The organism is Arsenophonus sp. PmNCSU2021_1, from assembly GCF_036919435.1.
GTDB classification, from domain to species: domain Bacteria; phylum Pseudomonadota; class Gammaproteobacteria; order Enterobacterales; family Enterobacteriaceae; genus Arsenophonus; species Arsenophonus nilaparvatae.
Genome location: NZ_JAZHPL010000009.1, coordinates 198,526 through 217,685 on the forward strand (window position 1 = coordinate 198,526; position 19,160 = coordinate 217,685).

The 19,160-nt window shown below is 43.7% G+C and carries 23 protein-coding genes and 5 pseudogenes; 16 read left to right on the forward strand and 12 right to left on the reverse strand.

Features of this window, described 5'->3' with window-relative positions:
• Positions 1-233 precede the first annotated feature (233 nt).
• From V3224_RS20785 to V3224_RS20850, 14 genes and pseudogenes are all read left to right on the forward strand, one after another.
• Complete coding sequence (locus tag V3224_RS20785; protein WP_334472473.1) at positions 234-587, forward strand: type IV conjugative transfer system pilin TraA; 354 nt, start codon at positions 234-236, stop codon at positions 585-587.
• Complete coding sequence (gene traL, locus V3224_RS20790; protein ID WP_334472474.1) at positions 588-884, forward strand: type IV conjugative transfer system protein TraL; 297 nt, start codon at positions 588-590, stop codon at positions 882-884.
• A gap of 9 nt (positions 885-893) precedes the next feature.
• Entirely contained in the window at positions 894-1,463 is a 570-nt protein-coding gene (gene traE, locus V3224_RS20795; RefSeq protein WP_334472475.1) for a type IV conjugative transfer system protein TraE, read from the forward strand.
• Positions 1,460-2,173, forward strand: a complete 714-nt coding sequence (locus V3224_RS20800; protein ID WP_334472476.1) for a TraK domain-containing protein — start codon at positions 1,460-1,462, stop codon at positions 2,171-2,173. The genes traE and V3224_RS20800 overlap by 4 nt, the downstream gene beginning before the upstream one ends.
• Positions 2,170-3,489, forward strand: a complete 1,320-nt coding sequence (locus V3224_RS20805; protein ID WP_334472477.1) for a TrbI/VirB10 family protein — start codon at positions 2,170-2,172, stop codon at positions 3,487-3,489. Before V3224_RS20800 ends, V3224_RS20805 begins: the two co-directional genes overlap by 4 nt.
• Positions 3,486-3,776: a hypothetical protein gene (locus tag V3224_RS20810; protein ID WP_334472478.1), complete on the forward strand. Its 291-nt coding sequence runs from the start codon at positions 3,486-3,488 to the stop codon at positions 3,774-3,776. The genes V3224_RS20805 and V3224_RS20810 overlap by 4 nt, the downstream gene beginning before the upstream one ends.
• Positions 3,777-3,809: 33 nt before the next feature.
• Complete coding sequence (locus V3224_RS20815) at positions 3,810-4,196, forward strand: hypothetical protein (protein WP_334472479.1); 387 nt, start codon at positions 3,810-3,812, stop codon at positions 4,194-4,196.
• Positions 4,190-4,720 carry a type IV conjugative transfer system lipoprotein TraV gene (traV, locus tag V3224_RS20820; RefSeq protein WP_334472480.1) on the forward strand — a complete coding sequence of 177 codons (531 nt, stop codon included), beginning with the start codon at positions 4,190-4,192 and terminating at the stop codon, positions 4,718-4,720. Before V3224_RS20815 ends, traV begins: the two co-directional genes overlap by 7 nt.
• Complete coding sequence (gene traC, locus V3224_RS20825) at positions 4,720-7,305, forward strand: type IV secretion system protein TraC (protein WP_334472481.1); 2,586 nt, start codon at positions 4,720-4,722, stop codon at positions 7,303-7,305. Before traV ends, traC begins: the two co-directional genes overlap by 1 nt.
• A 255-nt stretch (positions 7,306-7,560) precedes the next feature.
• Positions 7,561-8,001: a hypothetical protein gene (locus V3224_RS20830; protein WP_334472482.1), complete on the forward strand. Its 441-nt coding sequence runs from the start codon at positions 7,561-7,563 to the stop codon at positions 7,999-8,001.
• Between the two features lie 136 nt (positions 8,002-8,137).
• On the forward strand, positions 8,138-8,479 hold the full coding sequence (locus tag V3224_RS20835; protein WP_334472483.1) for a TrbI F-type domain-containing protein: 342 nt from the start codon (positions 8,138-8,140) through the stop codon (positions 8,477-8,479).
• Positions 8,472-8,840: a hypothetical protein gene (locus tag V3224_RS20840; RefSeq protein ID WP_334472484.1), complete on the forward strand. Its 369-nt coding sequence runs from the start codon at positions 8,472-8,474 to the stop codon at positions 8,838-8,840. The genes V3224_RS20835 and V3224_RS20840 overlap by 8 nt, the downstream gene beginning before the upstream one ends.
• 119 nt (positions 8,841-8,959) lie before the next feature.
• On the forward strand, positions 8,960-9,832 hold the full coding sequence (locus V3224_RS20845; RefSeq protein WP_334467716.1) for an IS982 family transposase: 873 nt from the start codon (positions 8,960-8,962) through the stop codon (positions 9,830-9,832).
• A gap of 183 nt (positions 9,833-10,015) precedes the next feature.
• A pseudogene (locus tag V3224_RS20850) lies at positions 10,016-10,465 on the forward strand (IS110 family transposase); the annotation flags it as partial.
• 136 nt (positions 10,466-10,601) lie between these two features.
• Here the strand turns inward: V3224_RS20850 and V3224_RS20855 are convergent.
• The 7 genes and pseudogenes from V3224_RS20855 to V3224_RS20885 form a co-directional block, all read right to left on the reverse strand.
• On the reverse strand, positions 10,602-10,889 hold the full coding sequence (locus V3224_RS20855) for a hypothetical protein (RefSeq protein WP_334472485.1): 288 nt from the start codon (positions 10,887-10,889) through the stop codon (positions 10,602-10,604).
• A complete protein-coding gene (locus V3224_RS20860; protein WP_334472486.1) occupies positions 10,837-11,289 on the reverse strand; it encodes a hypothetical protein in 453 nt (150 codons plus the stop codon). Before V3224_RS20860 ends, V3224_RS20855 begins: the two co-directional genes overlap by 53 nt.
• Before the next feature lie 79 nt (positions 11,290-11,368).
• Positions 11,369-11,981: pseudogene (gene traT / locus V3224_RS20865) on the reverse strand (complement resistance protein TraT).
• A 91-nt stretch (positions 11,982-12,072) separates the two neighbouring features.
• Positions 12,073-12,570, reverse strand: a complete 498-nt coding sequence (locus V3224_RS20870) for a hypothetical protein (protein ID WP_334472487.1) — start codon at positions 12,568-12,570, stop codon at positions 12,073-12,075.
• 171 nt (positions 12,571-12,741) lie between these two features.
• Positions 12,742-14,028, reverse strand: a complete 1,287-nt coding sequence (locus V3224_RS20875; protein WP_334472488.1) for a hypothetical protein — start codon at positions 14,026-14,028, stop codon at positions 12,742-12,744.
• 38 nt (positions 14,029-14,066) lie between these two features.
• Positions 14,067-14,378 carry a hypothetical protein gene (locus tag V3224_RS20880; protein ID WP_334472489.1) on the reverse strand — a complete coding sequence of 104 codons (312 nt, stop codon included), beginning with the start codon at positions 14,376-14,378 and terminating at the stop codon, positions 14,067-14,069.
• A gap of 24 nt (positions 14,379-14,402) precedes the next feature.
• Entirely contained in the window at positions 14,403-14,642 is a 240-nt protein-coding gene (locus tag V3224_RS20885; protein ID WP_334472490.1) for a hypothetical protein, read from the reverse strand.
• A 209-nt stretch (positions 14,643-14,851) separates the two neighbouring features.
• On the opposite strand from V3224_RS20885, the gene V3224_RS20890 reads away from it, so the two are divergent.
• Positions 14,852-15,724 (forward strand): IS982 family transposase, encoded by an 873-nt coding sequence (locus V3224_RS20890; protein WP_334467716.1) that lies wholly within the window; start codon positions 14,852-14,854, stop codon positions 15,722-15,724.
• Here the strand turns inward: V3224_RS20890 and V3224_RS20895 are convergent.
• Positions 15,715-16,023 carry a hypothetical protein gene (locus tag V3224_RS20895; RefSeq protein WP_334472491.1) on the reverse strand — a complete coding sequence of 103 codons (309 nt, stop codon included), beginning with the start codon at positions 16,021-16,023 and terminating at the stop codon, positions 15,715-15,717. The two genes, V3224_RS20890 and V3224_RS20895, sit on opposite strands and share 10 nt — an antisense overlap.
• Positions 16,024-16,085: 62 nt before the next feature.
• Positions 16,086-16,552 (reverse strand): annotated as a pseudogene (istB, locus tag V3224_RS20900) (IS21-like element helper ATPase IstB); the annotation flags it as partial.
• Between the two features lie 160 nt (positions 16,553-16,712).
• On the opposite strand from istB, the pseudogene V3224_RS20905 reads away from it, so the two are divergent.
• Positions 16,713-17,027, forward strand: a pseudogene (locus tag V3224_RS20905) (major capsid protein); the annotation flags it as partial.
• A gap of 159 nt (positions 17,028-17,186) precedes the next feature.
• Here V3224_RS20905 and V3224_RS20910 read toward each other — a convergent pair.
• The 3 genes and pseudogenes from V3224_RS20910 to V3224_RS20920 all read right to left on the reverse strand — a co-directional run bounded on the left by V3224_RS20910 (position 17,187) and on the right by V3224_RS20920 (position 19,158).
• Positions 17,187-17,516: an ATP-binding protein gene (locus tag V3224_RS20910; protein ID WP_334472492.1), complete on the reverse strand. Its 330-nt coding sequence runs from the start codon at positions 17,514-17,516 to the stop codon at positions 17,187-17,189.
• Positions 17,503-18,542: pseudogene (istA, locus tag V3224_RS20915) on the reverse strand (IS21 family transposase). Before istA ends, V3224_RS20910 begins: the two are co-directional and overlap by 14 nt.
• 46 nt (positions 18,543-18,588) lie before the next feature.
• The gene (locus V3224_RS20920) at positions 18,589-19,158 is read right to left on the reverse strand and encodes a conjugal transfer protein TraG N-terminal domain-containing protein (RefSeq protein WP_334472493.1); all 570 of its coding nucleotides are present in this window, start codon (positions 19,156-19,158) and stop codon (positions 18,589-18,591) included.
• Between the last annotated feature and the right edge of the window lie 2 nt (positions 19,159-19,160).

The window sequence follows — 19,160 nt, forward strand, 5'->3', positions numbered from 1 at the left end:
ATTTAAAAAATTTCCACGTAATTTTTAGCACTTTTAATACCTAAATTTAGGGTATACCTTAAAGTAAATAAAATTTTCACTTTTAAAAAATCTAAAAAGGAGAAATTAATTAACATTAAAATTAACCACTGTTAATTTTTAATTACCTAAATTCCAACCCTTACTAAGGGTTAGCACAGCACAACGCTAAGTTTTTACTCAATTTAACCATTAACCGTTTTAAGGAGACTTAAATGAACGGCAAGGTCACTTCATGCCTAAAAAACCCTTTCACTGTCGGTGCGGTAGCCATCCGCAAGGTGTTAAAGCAACAAAAATCGTTATTCACTCTGACGTTTTTGGGATTGTTAATGTTTATTCCTGCCATGCAGGTTTATGCGGATCCACCGACAACCGGGGATTTATTCAGTGGCGGCAAGGATGTAGTGAAAAGCACCTTCGGGAAAGGTTCAACGGTTGTCTGGATTTTGTACGTACTGGAAATTTTGGCGGCGATTTTTGCTTATGTAAAAACCAAGAATCTAGCGGTATTTGGCGGGATTGCTGCGGTGATTGTATTTGTTAACGTGGTCTTCGGGTTGATTTAAATGGATGCCGCTTCTCGCTATCAGTTTCCGACCACGTTCACCCATCAGCGTCGTTTTTGTGGGCTGACGATGGATGAGGTGGTGGTCTATTTGCCGCTTATTGGTTGCGCGATTTTCGTCAATATGTGGATATTTGCGCCGGCTTTAGCGGTGGCCTTTGTGGGTCTTCGGAGACTTAAGCAGGGCAAAGGGTCAAGTTATCTGTTGGGGCTGGCATACTGGTGTCTACCCACATCAGTCATGCGTTTTTTTATCACTGTTTTACCCGAAAGTTTCAAACGGTACTGGATAGCGTGAGGAGCGAACATGGATTATCAACTGCGAAAATCATCACAAAAGCAATTAGCAATCGGGGTGGTTACTTGTGTGGTGATAACCATTTTAAGTCTGGGAGTTTGTTATCGGCTACTGATGCAGAACAGGGAATTGACTTCTCAGCTTATTAACAATCATCAAACGATTATTACGCCGATGAGTGCCCACGAAGGTTTTGCCTTTCATGGCACCCGCGGTGATGCGCGTTATCTTCGTCTGATGGCCTTAAGTCTGCTGAATCTGCGTCTTAACGTTTCGGCGCAAACCATCAAAGACAGTCATGATTTGTTGCTGGCCTACAGTGATGCCCATTTGCGCGAAAAATTGATTGCCGTGTTAGCCGAAGAGCGCCAGAGAATGGCTATCAATGAAGCCAGCTCTTCCTTCTATCTGAAGGAAGTAAAAGTGAGTCCCGATACCGGCGTGGTGGATATTACTGGCGAATTACAATTTTTCTACGGCATTAAAGCCGTGGAGCCGGTCGAGAAGCACTATCGCTTGCGCCTCGAGACCCGTGAAGGCGCATTGAAACTGACGGATTTTGTGGAGTTGCCGGCATGAACAAACTGCTTTTTTGCTTAAGTTTTATGTTGATTTCCACATCCATTTGGGCAGAAACCCTGACCGTTACCCCTCATAGTGTGGTGCGCCTAATGGTGAGTAATCGTGAACCCAATGTGATTGCGGTGATGAACGACCGGATAGTGGAAGCCAATAGCGCCTCTGGCAAGCTCGCCGATAAAAAAGCCACTGACAGCGGGGCATTAATTTTTACAACTCAAGAAACAACACCCTTTTCGCTCTACATTGAAACCGAAAAGGGCTTTGGTTTTACGGTCAATGCGATACCGGTTAAAAAATCCCAGGGTATCAATATAAGTGTAATGAATACCGAGGCGAAAGCTGACGCAAGTGCCGAGGAGTGGGGAAAGAGTAGCGACTCTTACAGTCAGTTTATCACGCGGACTTTAATGGCAGCGATGAACGGCAACATCCCAACGGGTTTTGTTAAAAATGGTCGTGTCAACGTCAATTGGCAAGACGCTGCGTTAAACAACTTTCGCTTTCGGGACAGTGTCAGCTTCCAGGGTAAACAGTTTCGGCTATTACGCGTGAACATTGAGAATAAAACAACCCAGCCCATTCAGTTAAATGAGCGGGTCTTCTGGGTACCCCAAACGATGGCCATTGCGTTTAATCCGACCGTTAACACCTTACGACCGCATGAGCAGGTTACCTTGTTTCTTCTGATTAAGGATAAACCTGAATGAACATCAATCATTTTATCCGCAAAAATCAAAAGGTGGTATTTAGTGCAATTGGCCTCGGCGTGGTGGCGATTTTCACGCTGCTGTGGTGGATAAACAGGCAAGCCTCAGGCGTGGAACTCACCGCCGCTGACAGCACTGTGCAATCAGGTAATACCACCGCTCAGGAGCCCGATTTAACCGGCGCCATCACCAATACCTTTGACAATAAGGTGCAAGGCAATGTGGTCACCGATGCCCAGTTAAGCCAAAGAGAAAACCGCCAGGCAATGGCGGGGCTATTAAAGGAAATTCAGGGTATTAAGCGCGATTTTGATGCGGTTAAAAACGAAAATAGCCAGTTAAAGGCCAATGTGGGTCAGCTTCAGGCTGAAATACAGAGTAATCAAAAAGCGATGGAAAGCCGGCCAACACCAGGGGCAAGTCAAACAGGGTATTCCTCGCAAATCGCTATCCTGCCACCGAAAGGCCAACTTGAAAGTACCCGTTTTAGTTATCCAAAAAAAGAAAACGCGGCCTCATCCGGTTTTTATGTCCCCTCGGGGACGTTTTCAACCGCCATTGTACTGGAAGGGGCGGATGCCAATGCGTCAGTGAAAGGCGAAACTAAAAAAGTGGCCATGCAGTTTAAATTAACCGGCCTTGCTCATCTTCCAGGCAATCAAAAGCTCGACAAGTTAACCCATTGCTTTGTCACCGCGTCGGCCTGGGGTGAAATTTCCAGCGAACGGGCAGAGGTGAGGCTCGAGCGCCTGTCGTGTGTCATTAATAACAAACATATTGACCAGGTGGTTGAAGGGCATGTTGGCTTTTATGGCAAAAACGGCATTAAAGGCATACCCGTGATGCGAAATGGTGCCATGCTCGGACTGGCTTTTGGGGCGGGTGCATTAGGGGGTTTGGGTAACGCCTTCTCGCAAATTGGCAGTACCACCGTCGGCATGGGGGCAAGCCATCAGGCCACTACCCAGGAAGTCGCCAGACAAGCGCTCGGTAGCGGGGCTTCGACGGCAGCCAATAAACTGGCGGATTATTACATTGAGCGCGCGGAGCAATATCATCCGGTTATCCCGATAGGCGCAGCCAATCTCGTCGAAGTGGTTTTCCAAAAAGGCTTTAAGGCCGAATTCATTGAAGACCTGGCAGCAAAAAAGGTCAGCGAATCGCCCACTCAACTGGCGAAAAACGTCAGCAACAGCGTAAAAACCAACCTTCCACCGGAGTTGCTTAATCAGTTAGGCAGAGCCGCCTCAATGGATTTATCCGATTTTGTCACCCCCACAAAACAACCGTCAAATAACGGAGGCGTGAAGCCATGAGTCGATTCGCAACAAAAATTCTCGTCGCCATCCATCACGGCGTTAAACACACGTTACAACAGGTTAAAAAAGGCTTTTTTTACTTACCGGTTATCTTTTTCTGGTTAACGATGATGTTTTTTTATGTGGGTCATTTATCAACGGATGAGGGGTTTAAATTTAGCAAAGTGAGCCAGGCGATAGATGAAGGCTGGCAACTGCTTGAACCGGTTTTTCGCTTGTCGCTTTGTATCACACTGATACTTTGTGTTTTGCAGTTTGCCATCGGTCTTTTTCGTCGAAATTAACCCAGATGAAATCAATCAAAGAGGAATAACCTGATGAATACGTTAGCGCAGAAACCCATTATCAAACATCCATTCCTTAATGGGGTGAGTACAAAAAACACCGCGATGCTACCGATTAAACAAAAGGCGTCAATCGTTAAAAAAATCGCCCTGCATGGCTTGCAACTGATAATGAATTTCAGTCTTTATTTTCCCATGACGTTTATTTGGTTCACGGTCGCTTTTGCGTTAAGCGGAAATCTGGCAATAAGTTATCCAATTGAACCGGATGCGATGTACTTAACGTTCAATAACGTTGCCAACCTGCTCACCCCCGTTTTTCGTCTGTCACTGGCTATCACGCTAATGCTTTGTTTTTTGCGACTGGCTATCGGGATTTTTCGAAAAAAATCTAACAAGAAGGAGTCAACATCATGCTGAAACATCGCATATGGCTTATCAGTGGCATTGTGTTGCTCTCAGGTTGTGCGGGCATGAATAGCGAATTTGAATTTGGCAAGCCCGCCAAGGATTCCGGTTACTGGATGAGTGAAGCCGATGAGATGACGGATACTGCCAGTCATTCAACCGCCCAACATAAAGGCGAGGTCGTCAAGTCCGCTAAAGGCTTTAATCTATCGGCTTATCGCTTAATTCAGTTAAGTAATCTGCAACCAGCGGTAACATTGTTAACCGAGCGCACCCAAAGCACAAACAATGCACTCCCGTTACCGGTTAAATCCTTTTCATCACGTTGGCTAACGAATAACGTCACCGTACAGTCCAGTGCTGTCTGTCCGGCAAGCCCCTGTCAGGGTGAAACTGGCACTCCCTCTCGGCAAGCGGAGCGGATAACGCGTGCTTGGATTGCACCTTACGTGTCACCGGATGAAGTCGTCCATGCCGGCGAAGTAGTTTATTTCGTGACCACTCCGTCCACCTGGGCAAATGTGGAGAAGGTGTAATGTTAAAACACGTCAATCCACTCAAAATCATTGAACTGGTGGGCAATGCCCTGATGGAAAAAGACACCACCCGTGAAACGGCGAAAAAGCTCGAGTCAATGGATTATCCGCATTTACGCGACTTATTACCCTATCGGGATTATGACGGCGACCATCAGCTTTTTATTAACCAGAACTCATTAGGGTTTTTACTGGAAGCGCAGCCCTTAATCGGCGCGAATGAAAAACTGGTGGAATCGTTAGAAGAACTGGTGAAAAACAATCTGCCGCGCGATATTCCGCTGCAAGTCATTTTACTGTCCAGTCAAACAGTGTATGAGAAATTAACCACCGGATTGCGAGATTTTAGCTGGCAAGGCAATCGTGCCGATGAATGCAATCAGATAACGCAGGGCTTTTATCTGGATGCGGCGCGTCATCAGTTTGCTAATCCGCAAAATCTGCCGTTGACGCTGAGGGATTATCATCTTTATTTTGCCTTTTGTCAGCCGTTCAAGCGGGTAACAGAAAGTGAAATCATCAAAATCCGTGAAACCCGCCGTAATCTGTTAAGTGCACTTAATGCTTCGGATATTCATGCCAACAATGCGTCAATTACCCGCTTTTTGCAGATGATGCGCGAAATGATTAACCTGGACACGGAAAGATTAAAACCGTATTCATCCGAGTGGATAGAAGACAAAGACATTAATCAGCAGATTGTGCAAAACAATACCTGCTACTGGTTTAAGCCTGGCTATGTGGAAATTACCGGTCGCAATGAAGAAGATAAACCGTTTTCCACCCGTGCCATTCACTTTAATCTCGACAGTAATCCCAGAGAGCACTACCTCTGGCAAAACGGCAATATTATTTCCAATCTGCTTAATCCGCAAAACGGCATCCGTTGCCCGTTTGTCATGAGTTTTATCATTCAAACTGAAAATCAGTCCCGTAGTCAGGCCGAAGCCAATAAGAATTTCTTGAGTTTGGAGCAAAAGGTCGTCTCCTCCTACGCCAAATATATCCCGTCAACCAAACGCCAGCACGCAGAATGGAAATACTTGCGTGAAGGATTGTTGTCCACCTCAACGTCACTGTCCGGTTATTACTTCGGGGTTACGCTCTTTTGTCGTGATGATGAAGAGGAAGCGGCCAAAGAAGCCGAGCGCACCAAAAAAGCCTTTTCCATGCAGGGACTTAATATGGTGAGAGCCGATTTAATGCAGATGCGTAACTTCCTGGGTCATTTGCCTTTTGCGGTAGGTGATAATCCGAAGCTCTGGAAAGACTTCTTAAAAACGGGTGCCATACAGCGTGCGGAGTCTTTTCAGGCGGTTAATTTAATGCCGATTATTGCCGATAACAAACTCAGTCAGGCGGGAATAGTCTTCCCGAGTTACCGCCATCAACTGGCGTTTCTCGATATTTTTGACGGCAGCTTGCCGAATACTAACTTTAACTGGTTTGCGTCAGGTACCGCAGGTGCAGGGAAATCAGTGCTGGCACAAACGATTGCCAGGCAGGTGTTAGATAGTGGGGGTTATTTGTCCATCTTTGATATCGGCGACAGCTACAAGGCGTTTTGCCAGAGTGTGGGTGGCACCTACATTAATGGGGAAACCTTGCGCTTTAATCCGTTTGCCAATATCACCGATATCACCTTGAGTGCTGAGCGCATTCGTGACCAGTTATGCATTCTGGCCAGCCCCAATGGCCTGATGGATGAAGTGCATGAATCGCTGATACTCGAAGCGATTACCGAATCCTGGCCGGACAAAAAACAGGATATGCGTATTGATGATGTGGTGGCATATCTTAAAAACCATCGCGGGAAAATCCAGGCTGCTAGCCGTATCACCGGTCGCATTGATGAAATTCTGGTACTGTTAAACAAATACACCACCAAGGGAATATACGGCAAATACTTTAACAGCAGTGAGCCGACCTTAAAGCCCGATATGCGCTTTGTGGTCACCGAACTGGGCGGCTTGAAGGCTAATCGGGATTTGTTGATGGCGGTGCTATTTACACTCATGCTTTGGTCAGAAAACCTGATGTACAACACACCACGCAGTTTACGCAAGATGAACATCATTGATGAAGGCTGGAAACTGCTCGATGCCGAAAGCCCCAAAGTCAGGGCTTTTATCGAAGAAGGTTACCGTACTGCCCGTAAACATAATGGTTCATTTGGCACCGTGACCCAGGGTATCCGTGATAAAAACCTGAGCACCGCGTCACTGGCGTGTTATGACAATAGCAGCTTTAAATTCACCATGATGCAAGACGTCAAAGCCTTTACCACCTTTCAGAAAGAAGAGCCTTCCACCTTTAACGAGATGGAATGGGCATTAATTCAAAAGTTCCCCCCTGCCAGCCGTGCCGGATTTAGCGCCGTGCATTTAAGTGTTGGTGGTTATAGCAGTTTTCATCGATTGATGCTCGACCCGTTAAGTAATGAGCTTTTTTCTTCCCGCGGTGATGACTTCACCTATCGGGAGAAGCGCTTAAAGGAAGGGGCAAATATCAATGACATTATTTTTGAAATGGCGCAACAGAAAGACCCTGCGTTATTGGCGAAATTAAAACAGGTAAAACCGTGAGAGAGGTGGGGTGATTGGATATCTTGATAATTACGTTTCTGATGATTGTCGCATTGTGGTTTAGTGTTATTCGATTGGATGAAACAGGGAAAAGACGAGTTGTGCTGGATATTGCGTTAGTGCTGACGCTGAATGTAGGAAGTGTCATGTGTTTATTAAACATTCTTGAAAGTATTCCTCACTCATGCCATGGGATAAGGCTTTAGTGAGCACTCGTAATCACCTTAACCGATTAATTTTTTGGAGAAACTCAACATGCAAAAAATAGTCGCATTACTTACGGGATTAACGAAAACGCATGCAATAAAGAAAGCAATCACGTTCACTTTTGCGTCGTTTTTTATTCTGTTGGTATCTTGTTTTTATACCGTTGGGGTAGGGGCAGGCGGGATATCGTTCAACGCCGTCACCCAACTAATAAAACAAAACCCTAACCTTGAAATCCTAGCGCTTTTTTGGGGGATGACTCATACACTCTGGATTTTAGGTATTTTTTGTTTGGGTTTGGCAATCGTTGAGTATTTCAGCCAAAAAACAACCCAGCCTCGATGGGTCAACGCCGTAGTTAAAGCCAAACGCCTATTTAAAGTGGATGGTAGAAATGCTGTATTGGTCAGCGATAATTTTGCTGATGGTGGGATTCACTGCTCGCAATCTCGGACTGGATGTCAGTCAAATTCAGCTGTTCGCCGTTAACGTTAATCTGCCCTCGACACTGATATTTTTCCTTTCTTTAGGGCAAGCGGCGTTAGTGTCTTCGGGTTTACTTGCCCTATTAGGCGTAATGGATAACCTGCCCGCGCTGAAAAATCCCGTCAAAAAGGCCTAACGCATGAAAAAGACCGCCATCATCAATTTTATCACGGGGAGCTTATTAAGTGCGCTGCTGATGATTTCCGTACAACACTGGTTTTTTCCAACGACGAACATTGTCACCTTTGATATGAAAAAGACCACCGATCGCTTTTTAGTGCAAGTCAGTAAACTGGACTTAACGGAGGCGCAAAAAGACCAACTCATTGCGAAATACAACAACACCCTGAAAGCTGTTTTAGAAAAAGAAGCAAAAGGTAACACGTTAATATTGGTGAGCGGTGCGGTGATGGCAGGTGTAGTGGATAAAACGGCTGATATCCAGCAACAAATTGCCGAGGCGATGAAAAACCATGAATAAGTGGCTGCCTTGCATCGGTATTTTGATGAATTTCAGTGCAGGAAGTCTAGCCACTGAAATCGGCACGTTTGGTGATGTGTGGGCGATAGCTGAACAAAACCTGCTGACGGTGATTGCAGGACAGGTGGAAAGTGCTTTTTTAGGCAATGAAGAAAAAATTCACCAGGAATGGCGCGAACGGGTAACAAAAAATGCCGAGCGGCCGGAGCCGGTTTATGGACTGACCAAAGCGGTAAGAAATACCACGCGGACGTTTGACCCCAGTTTTACGGTCACCAAAGATATTCGTGACCACAACGGCAGGGTTTTTGCGCGCAAAGGGCAGAAGGTGAGTCCCTTGTATCTTGAAATTTGGTTATAATAACCTGAGTTCGGGATAAGAAATAAAGAGAAAGTCTTGATATTCAAATAGTTGAATGAGCCTGTTTTGTTAAAATACTCTAACAGTCTGGTTAAAGAATAGAGCATTGTTAAACAATTATGGAAAATCTTACTGAACTTTATTGCCTGATGGATGATTTTTGCAAAGACTTCGAGCCAAAAATGCATGAATATTTGCTGACTAACGGTACTAAGCGTCGTAGACGGTCTACTCAGCTTTCGTTGGCGGAAATGATGACACTGGTTGTGTTGTTTCATCAACTCCGATTCAGGCAATTCAAGGTATTTTATCTCTATTATGTCCGCTTATATCTCCGGAAGGAATTTCCTAACTTGCCATCCTATTCACGCTGTGTAGAGTTACTTCCGCGTAGTGCCTTAGCGTTAACGGCACTGTTTGAGTCAATTAAGGGAAAATGCACGGGGCTATCGGTTGCCGATTCTACTCCGATAGCGGTGTGTGATAACTTACGGATCCGCAGACATAAAGTCTTCAATGGGATAGCTGAACGGGGAAAAAATTCAACAGGTTGGTTCTTTGGTTTCAAGCTTCATGTAATTATCAATCATTTGGGGGAAATACTCAGTTTTCGACTCACACCAGGAAACACCGATGATCGGAAACCATTGCCTGAGCTGACAAAGGATCTTTCTGGTTGTTTGTACGCAGATAAAGGGTATTTATCGGCTTCACTGAAACAGCAACTCAAAACGATGGGAATTAGCCTTATAACGAATATCAAAAAGAAAATGAAGCCTATTAAACAGACTTGTTTCGACAAAGCCATCTTGCGTCATCGTTCTGTCATTGAAACGGTATTTGATGAGTTAAAAAATCTTTGTCAAATAGAGCATACGCGACATCGCTCTCCGGCTAACTTTGTAGTGAATTTATTAGGCGGACTGGTTGCATATTGTTTAATGCCATCTAAACCAAAGATACCTGTTGCAGGTACGTATCTTCAAGTATAATTGATAATGCTTATCCCGAACTCAGGTTATAATAATAGCGATTAGATTTGGCAAGGTGTATGTAATCCGATTGTCCCTGGGGTTTATAGCCCGTAGCAAAGCGAATGATGCATACACTTAGCCACTCATCTGAAACCCGAACAGTTGTCCGTAATTCATAACGTATTTGCAAGGATGGGTAATATGAGTCAGCTAAATCCAATTTGTGTAGGAATTGATGTTTCTAAAGCTTCATTGGATATTGCAGGCACCAATAACATTGAGCAGTTCAGAGTCAGCAATAACCCTGACGGGTTCGATACCATCATTTATCAACTGAAAAAGAACAACATAGCCTTGATTCTGATGGAAGCTACAGGTGGTCTCGAGGCAGCGATTGCATGCGCTCTTCAGGCTGAAGGTTTTGATGTTGCCGTTATCAATCCCAGGCAAGCCAGAGACTTTGCTCGATCCATGGGCTATCTGGCAAAGACTGATAGAATAGATGCCAGAGTTTTAGCTCAGATGGCTGATGTCATTAACCGCCATCCTGAGCGGTCACGTTTTATCCAGGCTATTCCTGATGCAGAGCGTCAGATTCTTGCTGCTATGGTGGTGCGCAGACGCCAGCTGATTGCAATGCTTGTAGCTGACACGAGTTTCGCACAGGCATATAAAATTCTAGAAATGGCTTCAGAACAATAATTAATCTGTAACTTGCTAAGACGTATAAATTTACTTAAATTACAATAAGTTATTTTTAATTTATGAGATTTTTTCTATTTATATATTATGCTGAATTAAACTTAAAAATAGAGCGTTTTTTTATTGGTGCGAAACTCGTGAGGTCATTAATGGCCGTACTTTTCCCTGTTCCCACCGTGCCATGTAAGCCAAAGTTTTGCTGTTCACTGTTTTCAACCAGGTGCAAATCGACAATCTTAAGTGGTGAGAGTTTACCGTTGGCTTTTAAAAACTGGTTAATTTCTTTTACCGAATTTGCCAGATAGCGACCACCAATAATCTCATTTTTTCGCTGCTGCGCGCCTTTTTTGCCTAACCACCAGAACACCGCCACAATCAGGCCAACAAAGGTAGACACCCCACGCCCAAAATGCCGCGTCTTTCAATAACACATAGCAATGAATAAAATACCGGTCGAGGCGCACTTCTCGGGCGGTTTTTTCAAATTCAACCACCTGGCTGGTTCTAGGATTTAACCAGTGAAAGGTGAAAGTGCCACCTTCGCTGGTGCCAATGGCTTCCTGTAGCGGAATAATCAGTTTGTCCATTGCCCAGTAAGCTAACCCGTGTATCATCTTTTCAAGCGGGATTTGAAAGGCAATGGTGGCAAAAAAGACAAGAATGGTAGCCAGAATTACCCAGAACGCCACGATATTGGCTATCTGCATAAATATGGCCACCATGTATTTAATCACCTGACCACCCTGGGTCATGTTTCTGGCATCAAGACTCATGATTAGGTTTGCTTAGACGAAGCCCAATTTTCTATTAAGAAAGTTTTTATTTATTGGGCTTTTTAAAGACGGGAAAAAATTAAAGAATATTGGCAATACTTTTCGCTAACTGGTTTTCCAGCTCCGATTTTGCTTCTTCAAATTTCAGATTGACCTTATTGGCATTAGACACAACGCGCGTCTGGTATTTATGGCGGTTGGCGGTTGGCGGTTTCGGTACTGGTCTGAACTTTCGCCCCTGAAGTGCCTAAACCCGCGCCGAGTGTCGCCCCTGCGGAGCGGGTGTTATAAGCCATAACGCCCGCCCCAACTGCTGCGCCCAATGCTGCCCCCTGATAACCCTGTGACAGGAATAACTGCGCATCCCTTAAGTCCATTTTATCCGCCTTTAACACATTGGCCTGTATCCAGTAATAAGCGGCATTCGGATTGTTCACCACCGTATAGCCTTTAGCCTCAACAGCCAGTTTAATTAAACCCGCAAGGTTCGACATATCTTTATCAGAAGTGTTTTTGATTTGCAGATAAACGGTTTTCTGGGAAGCAGGGTCTAACCAGATGGTTTCACTCATTTGGGTTTTTACTTAGAGGTTGCGTTTTTTAACCGCCGTACTAACCGCACTACAGCCGGTCAGGGCTAGTGAACTGTAAATTAAACTGACCAGCACTAAACGCTTAAACGTTGATGCCATTTTTTAAAAACTCCTTGTTAAAGTTATAATGAATTACTTGAACAGTATCCTGTTCAAGTAAAAGGGTAATAAAGACGGTTATATCTGAGAATTAACTATCACGACGGCTGTAGTCATCATGATCAAACCCACTTGTTGTGCTGAAATCATTGTCATAGTGACTAGATGAATTAAGTGATGAATCATCATATGAACTATCAAAAACATAGTAAGATAAAGATCCGCCTATATCATAGCTGCCAGAACCATACATATTTCCAGCACAATTTGAACCACATCCACTCATGGACAACCCCGTGGCTGGATTAGTCTCTAATCTATCAGTGATATCATCATCAAAGAGATTACTGCTTGAGGTTTCACTATTGAAAGGAGAAAAGTCATGTGATGAAGGATGTGAATATCCACTTCGTTGCCAATCTTGAGGCGCGTAAGAAAAAAGAATGGCTGCCGCAATAAATAATGAAATGATTGCGGATAATATTATCCCTCCATAGATAACTTCAGAAAACACATATCCATCATTTTTTGCTGATATTTCTAAAAATTCTCTTGGGAGAATATAAAATATTTCCGATAAAAAAGCCAACTAACAGTGGGTATTTGAATACTTTTTCACTTTCGCGCCAATTTTTTGAAAAAAAACAAAATACAGCGCTAAGGTTAATGACGCTCATCGCGATCATCGAGGAGGCTTGCTTAAAGTAGAACAAAAACAGTGTTTCGAGGATGACTATTGTGATGATAAATGCAATAAATCTCATTGTGATTTTCCTCCTTTATCCTCGTACTTTTTAAGATTAGCGGATTTTTCCTTATTTATCGCCTTTTCATTGGCAATTATTCTATCCTGAGTGGGTGCCACATTATGCCCAAAATCGGTTTTTTCTGCTCGTATTGCTTTTGCATATTCGCCGGTATTGGCCTCGGCGGATTCAAGTAGGCTGACCTTATTGCTTTCACCCGTTTCTGGGTTAACAATGCTCTGGTGTTGCCGGATTTGACCTTTATCGGCTTGCGTTTCTAATTGCGCTGCACTTTGATTAAAACCGACTGGATTATATTGGCTCGCATCGTGAGATACCTGTATACCCTTATAATGACTGGTTACTACCGTTTGACTGGCAAAATGATTATGGCGGATATCTTCGGCTATCCTGTCACTGAACTCGCTGGCCAGCGCTTCACGTCGCGCCCTGACCGCAGGTGTTCCGGCATCCGTTAACACACGACCTGCCTCAGCTTCCCCCAAACGCGAATACGCAAACTGGGTAAATTCCTGCTCCAGGCGGTGGGAAGCGCTTAGGCGTTCGGTTTCGGTTAAATTAGCTTGCTCAGAGATAGTTTGCTCTTTGGTTTGGCTAGCAGTGAATCCAGCAAAGTTTTCTCTGGTATTTTGCAGTGAGGCTCGTAAATCTCTCACCAAAGATCGCGTTTCGGCATTGGAAATCCGGCTAACCTCATTATCGGTCATATTTCTTATCACCGATGCGGATTGGCTGGCAGAAAAGTCTCTTGCTACCTGCAGATCTTCTGATGTTTTATTGCTTTTTGACGCAGAGTCTGTATTAGTGTCAACCCATTGGTGTCGATATGACGCTTCAAGATTTGCCTTTGCATTAGCAACACCGCCCATATTTTCGTTACTAACACCAAAAGATCCAGATACTCCAAATCCCCCTATGTCGGTTCTATCCGTTGAAGTTTTATCCTCTCTTGGCGTACTATTATTTGATGAAAGAGAAGATTTCGCTTGTTGTGATTGTCGTTGGATGTCTTCAATAGCTTGAGGCTGTTCACCGGTTAACCCGCTTTCAAATGACCCTTGCTTGTTAAACTGGTTACTTAACGCGGTTGAGATATTGTAGGTGTCCGAAATCGCACTTTTTAAGCCCTGATGGTAGCTTTCGGTCTCGCGGTGTTGACTGCTTAACGCTTTGCTAAAGCTGGTGTCGAGCATCGAACTGGTATCCAGGCTAAACGGCCGTTTTGAGATGGCTTGGGTGGTATCGACAATATGCTGACCACTTTCGGTGGTGCTAATCACAGCACCATCCCGCTTTGAAACTCCGGTTTAAATCGGTCTTAAAGCCGTTGATGTTCTCCACCTGCATATTGGCCATGTTGTAATTGCCGCTTGCCACCGCATCCCCAGTCTGCCAGGGCATTACCCAGATAGGAGCCGGCACTGGCAATCTGTTGGCCAAGGGAAGTAAAGAGCTTAAAACTTAAAAACGGAATAGACATCATCATCCAGCCGGCAATACCTGCCGTGGTGGTGCCGGTCTGGGTGAGTCTGTCTAGATTAGAAAACGTCACATTTTCGCCATTTAGCGTGGTTGCCATCATGAAGTTGTAAACATGATTAAAGATAGCAAACATTACAGGCCACAACATGAGGCCACCCATAATAATGTTAAGTTAATTAATTATCACTTTTGCGGCAATCTCTCTCACAAAAAGCGCTAAAACCATAATCGGAAAGAGCGAAATACATAAAAGCATCAACACGGTATTGAGTTGCGGTAACATTTCACTGGCCAGATGATAACTGGCCTGATGGGATAAGCGCATTTTTGCCAGCGATTGCTCGGTGGTAATGAGATTTAACCCTCCAGGGTCATTCATGGCCGCGGCATAGGCGTTAAAGCCTTTTCTCAAGCCCGCTATCATGATGTTCTATTTTAAAATATCGGCGGCAGATTGGCTGGCTTTCATAAAGTAGTTGTAGCTGCCTTCGAGCATATGCGGTAACCTGAGTTCGGGATAAGAAATAAAGAGAAAGTCTTGATATTCAAATAGTTGAATGAGCCTGTTTTGTTAAAATACTCTAACAGTCTGGTTAAAGAGTAGAGCATTGTTAAACAATTATGGAAAATCTTACTGAACTTTATTGCCTGATGGATGATTTTTGCAAAGACTTCGAGCCAAAAATGCATGAATATTTGCTGACTAACGGTACTAAGCGTCGTAGACGGTCTACTCAGCTTTCGTTGGCGGAAATGATGACACTGGTTGTGTTGTTTCATCAACTCCGATTCAGGCAATTCAAGGTATTTTATCTCTATTATGTCCGCTTATATCTCCGGAAGGAATTTCCTAACTTGCCATCCTATTCACGCTGTGTAGAGTTACTTCCGCGTAGTGCCTTAGCGTTAACGGCACTGTTTGAGTCAATTAAGGGAAAATGCACGGGGCTATCGGTTGCCGATTCTACTCCGATAGCGGTGTGTGATAACTTACGGATCCGCAGACATAAAGTCTTCAATGGGATAGCTGAACGGGGAAAAAATTCAACAGGTTGGTTCTTTGGTTTCAAGCTTCATGTAATTATCAATCATTTGGGGGAAATACTCAGTTTTCGACTCACACCAGGAAACACCGATGATCGGAAACCATTGCCTGAGCTGACAAAGGATCTTTCTGGTTGTTTGTACGCAGATAAAGGGTATTTATCGGCTTCACTGAAACAGCAACTCAAAACGATGGGAATTAGCCTTATAACGAATATCAAGAAGAAAATGAAGCCTATTAAACAGACTTGTTTCGACAAAGCCATCTTGCGTCATCGTTCTGTCATTGAAACGGTATTTGATGAGTTAAAAAATCTTTGTCAAATAGAGCATACGCGACATCGCTCTCCGGCTAACTTTGTAGTGAATTTATTAGGCGGACTGGTTGCATATTGTTTAATGCCATCTAAACCAAAGATACCTGTTGCAGGTACGTATCTTCAAGTATAATTGATAATGCTTATCCCGAACTCAGGTTGCGGTAATACCACTGAGGCATCGTGGCGGCCTGGAAAGAGCTTTCTGGCATAAAACATCAGCGTGCTGCCGGTGCCTGTGGTATCCAGATTAAGCAGGTTTTTAAGTTTTACGTTGGCTTGCTGACAGGTCATAAACTGACTGCGTGCGCCTTCGGTATTTTCAGATTCCCAGCCCTGATAATAAATCCCTCTTAAGGGGCTGGGTTTGGAGAAAATCAGGCTATAAATATCGCGGGTGTTGAGTAGTTGGCTTAAGCTGTATTTTGTCAACGATCACCGAAAACTGATCCACTTTTTAGCTAAATACGATCAATCAAAATTGATCCACTGTTTTACTCGGTTATTGCTCCTGATCGCCGCTTATCTTTCAATCGATAGCTTTCACCGCTCAATTGCAGTACATGCGAATGATGAAGTAAACGATCAAGCATAGCGGCGGTTAATGTTGCGTCATCAGCAAAAGCACCAGGCCATTGTCCAAATGATAAGTTACTCGTCAATATGACACTGCCTGCTCATAACGCTTGGCAATCACATTGAAAAATAGGTTTGCTTCCTCTCGCCCAAATGGCAGGTATCCAATCTCATCTATGATCAACAACTTCGGGGCCATTACCGAACGTGATAGATATTGTTTGAGCTTATTTTGTCGTTTAGCAGTTGAGAGTTGCAACATCAGTTCAGCCGCTGTTGTAAAGCGAGTTTTCTTCCTGGCCTGTACTGCTTTTAATCCTAATCCAATAGCTAAATGCGTTTTGCCTACACCGCTTGGGCCAAGCAACACGACATTTTCATTACGTCACGAGTTTCGCACAGGCCTATAAAATTCTAGAAATGGCTTAAAAGCAATGATCAATCTGCAAGTTACTAAAACACATGAATTTTATTAAATTACAATAAGTTGTATTTGATTTATAAGGTTTTATCTATTTATATATTATGCTGAATTAAACTTAAAAATAGAGCGTTTTTTTATTGGTGCGAAACTCGTGCAAGCTAAAATTGTTGAGCTTTTAAGCCAGACGAATGAAATCCTGGATGACATGGTTTTTGTTGAAGCTAACCAACCAACGGGTCATCGCACAACCATTCGTACCGGTTTACCGGAAGCGACGTGGCGTTTGCTTAACTATGGGGTTCCACCTAGCAAATCAACCACCGCACAAGTGACCGATATGATAGGGATGTTAGAAACCTATTCTGAGGTCGATAAAGATTTAGCGGATCTGAATGGGCAGAAAAATGAATTTTTGCTTTCTGAATCCCTTGCCTTCACGAGTTTCGCACCAATAAAAAAACGCTCTATTTTTAAGTTTAATTCAGCATAATATATAAATAGATAAAACCTTATAAATCAAATACAACTTATTGTAATTTAATAAAATTCATGTGTTTTAGTAACTTGCAGATTGATCATTACTTTTAAGCCATTTCTAGAATTTTATAGGCCTGTGCGAAACTCGTGTACGTTCAATAAAAGTTAATGCACTTAATTCTTGTATTTGTTGCTTAGGAACACCCGTTGCAAACTTAAAATCGAACGAACTAAGTTCTTTGTGCGTTGGGAATCCTGCCATCCGACTAAAGAGATGGCGAGTTCGTTCATCTCGTTGTTGTTGCTCACATTTTAATAGGGACAATAAAAACTCTCCGTAGCTTTTGTCTTGGGCAATGCACTGTTGGGCAAGTGATGACCAATGAGTCGGAACAGAATTTAATTTCAATGACTCACACAGGTGTTCAATTTGTTCATGCAATAACATGTTCACCTCCCAGCAATGCTTCATATACGCTGATTGAGTGTTGCAAATTGACAGATTCAAGCGGCGGTACGATACGGATATTAAGCGCATTAGTCTGCGGGATAGATTGGCAAATCCTTGTTGGCAAAGGAAGAAGATACTTAATTTCCTTAGCTAATCTATCTGCTGGCTTCTCTAACGTTGTTCCGTGAATCCGCTGATGAGCGACTTGTTGTAACCATGGCCCCACTTTTGCATTGGCTATCTCCATGTCCAGTTCAAGATTATGAGCACGAAGGTCGTTATTTAATGGTACGATAAAGCTGTTTTTTAAGTAGTGGTTAAAGCGCTCTACTTTCCCTTTTGTTTTTGCCCTGTAGGGCTTACAAGCACTCAATTTAAATCCGTAATCTTTCGACATCTGAAGCATTTCGACATTTAATTATGTTCACCTTCTGCATAAGCATCCCGTTCGATGATGAGAGCTTTTGCGTTATCACACCATACTTCCTGTGGTACACCACCAAAATAGTCGAAAGCGTCTTTTAAACCTTGTTGCCAGGATTCTGCTCGCTCATTATCAAAGAATTTTACATAACTCGCAGGCGAGTAGCCGAGCGTTGCAACAAACGCTTTTAGGGGTTGTTTTCCTCGCCGGATGGTGGTGAAGTCGATTTGCATTTGTTGACCTGGCTGTGTTTCAAAACGGACGACAGCTTCGGGAACGATGCTTGGTTTAAATTGACAAACAAATCGGCGTAATTGAGCAATACCGCCTTGATAACCTCTTTCAACTACCTCATCAAATAAGACTGTTGCAGGGATCCAATCAGGTTTAGCCAATTCAATTCGCTGAAGCAAATAAGGTTTAAAGGGTGCCAGTTTACTCGGTTGTTTACTTCTTTTAGCATAAGTTGGCATTCCCTGCTTTTGTAAATGATGTTTTACGGTGTTACGGGAAATGCCGAATTCACGGGCAATTTTTCGAAGGCTTTGTCCTTGTGCAACGCGAACATGAATATCCACAAATATCTCCTTGGTTAACATAAATTACCCGTACAAAAATGTACGAATAATACCAAGTGGATCAGTTTTAGATGATCGTTAGTGGATCAGTTTTGCATGATCGCTGACATTTGTGGTTTAGCTGAATATCAGGGATAACACAGTTTTTCACGTATTCGCTGAAATTGGCATTAATCTCAGGACTGTGGCTGTGAAAAGTCAGGGATTCCTGCATCAGTTTCTGGCCAAACATTAAGCCGGTTTTGCTATAAGCAACACTGTCGGGGAGATGGAAAAAGTCATCATAAAATGTCGCTACCGAATGGCCGATACCGGTCAATAACCAAAGTGGGGTGGCCAGTCCCACCGGCACATTATCCACCCAATTGATTTTGTCTGGTCTTGTCAGGTCGTTGACCACCACGGTGACTTTCGGTGTGAGCAGGAGTGCCGTCACACAAACAAAGGTAAAGCCCCAGGCAAAGAGTTCCTTTAAGTCATTGGTTTTTACATAGGTCATGACGCACGTTAAAATGCCGAGCGTTTCGGCTAAATAAAGTAGCCCACCCCAGGTGCGGTGATTTACCATGGCTCCCACCGCATTCAAGGTTTGGGTCACCATGTCACCGCCGCTGATAAACCAGGTATCCAGTACCATCT

Excerpts from the sequence above, each read along its gene's own strand:
- V3224_RS20860 (WP_334472486.1), bottom strand. The coding sequence starts at position 11,289 with ATGAGTCTTGATGCCAGAAACATGACCCAGGGTGGTCAGGTGATTAAA.
- V3224_RS20920 (WP_334472493.1), bottom strand. The coding sequence starts at position 19,158 with ATGGTACTGGATACCTGGTTTATCAGCGGCGGTGACATGGTGACCCAA.
- traV (WP_334472480.1), top strand. The coding sequence starts at position 4,190 with ATGCTGAAACATCGCATATGGCTTATCAGTGGCATTGTGTTGCTCTCA.
- V3224_RS20845 (WP_334467716.1), top strand. The coding sequence starts at position 8,960 with ATGGAAAATCTTACTGAACTTTATTGCCTGATGGATGATTTTTGCAAA.
- V3224_RS20815 (WP_334472479.1), top strand. The coding sequence starts at position 3,810 with ATGAATACGTTAGCGCAGAAACCCATTATCAAACATCCATTCCTTAAT.
- V3224_RS20810 (WP_334472478.1), top strand. The coding sequence starts at position 3,486 with ATGAGTCGATTCGCAACAAAAATTCTCGTCGCCATCCATCACGGCGTT.
- V3224_RS20835 (WP_334472483.1), top strand. The coding sequence starts at position 8,138 with ATGAAAAAGACCGCCATCATCAATTTTATCACGGGGAGCTTATTAAGT.
- V3224_RS20785 (WP_334472473.1), top strand. The coding sequence starts at position 234 with ATGAACGGCAAGGTCACTTCATGCCTAAAAAACCCTTTCACTGTCGGT.
- V3224_RS20805 (WP_334472477.1), top strand. The coding sequence starts at position 2,170 with ATGAACATCAATCATTTTATCCGCAAAAATCAAAAGGTGGTATTTAGT.
- V3224_RS20830 (WP_334472482.1), top strand. The coding sequence starts at position 7,561 with ATGCAAAAAATAGTCGCATTACTTACGGGATTAACGAAAACGCATGCA.
- traL (WP_334472474.1), top strand. The coding sequence starts at position 588 with ATGGATGCCGCTTCTCGCTATCAGTTTCCGACCACGTTCACCCATCAG.
- V3224_RS20890 (WP_334467716.1), top strand. The coding sequence starts at position 14,852 with ATGGAAAATCTTACTGAACTTTATTGCCTGATGGATGATTTTTGCAAA.
- V3224_RS20880 (WP_334472489.1), bottom strand. The coding sequence starts at position 14,378 with ATGTTGTGGCCTGTAATGTTTGCTATCTTTAATCATGTTTACAACTTC.
- V3224_RS20840 (WP_334472484.1), top strand. The coding sequence starts at position 8,472 with ATGAATAAGTGGCTGCCTTGCATCGGTATTTTGATGAATTTCAGTGCA.
- traE (WP_334472475.1), top strand. The coding sequence starts at position 894 with ATGGATTATCAACTGCGAAAATCATCACAAAAGCAATTAGCAATCGGG.
- traC (WP_334472481.1), top strand. The coding sequence starts at position 4,720 with ATGTTAAAACACGTCAATCCACTCAAAATCATTGAACTGGTGGGCAAT.
- V3224_RS20800 (WP_334472476.1), top strand. The coding sequence starts at position 1,460 with ATGAACAAACTGCTTTTTTGCTTAAGTTTTATGTTGATTTCCACATCC.
- V3224_RS20910 (WP_334472492.1), bottom strand. The coding sequence starts at position 17,516 with ATGTTATTGCATGAACAAATTGAACACCTGTGTGAGTCATTGAAATTA.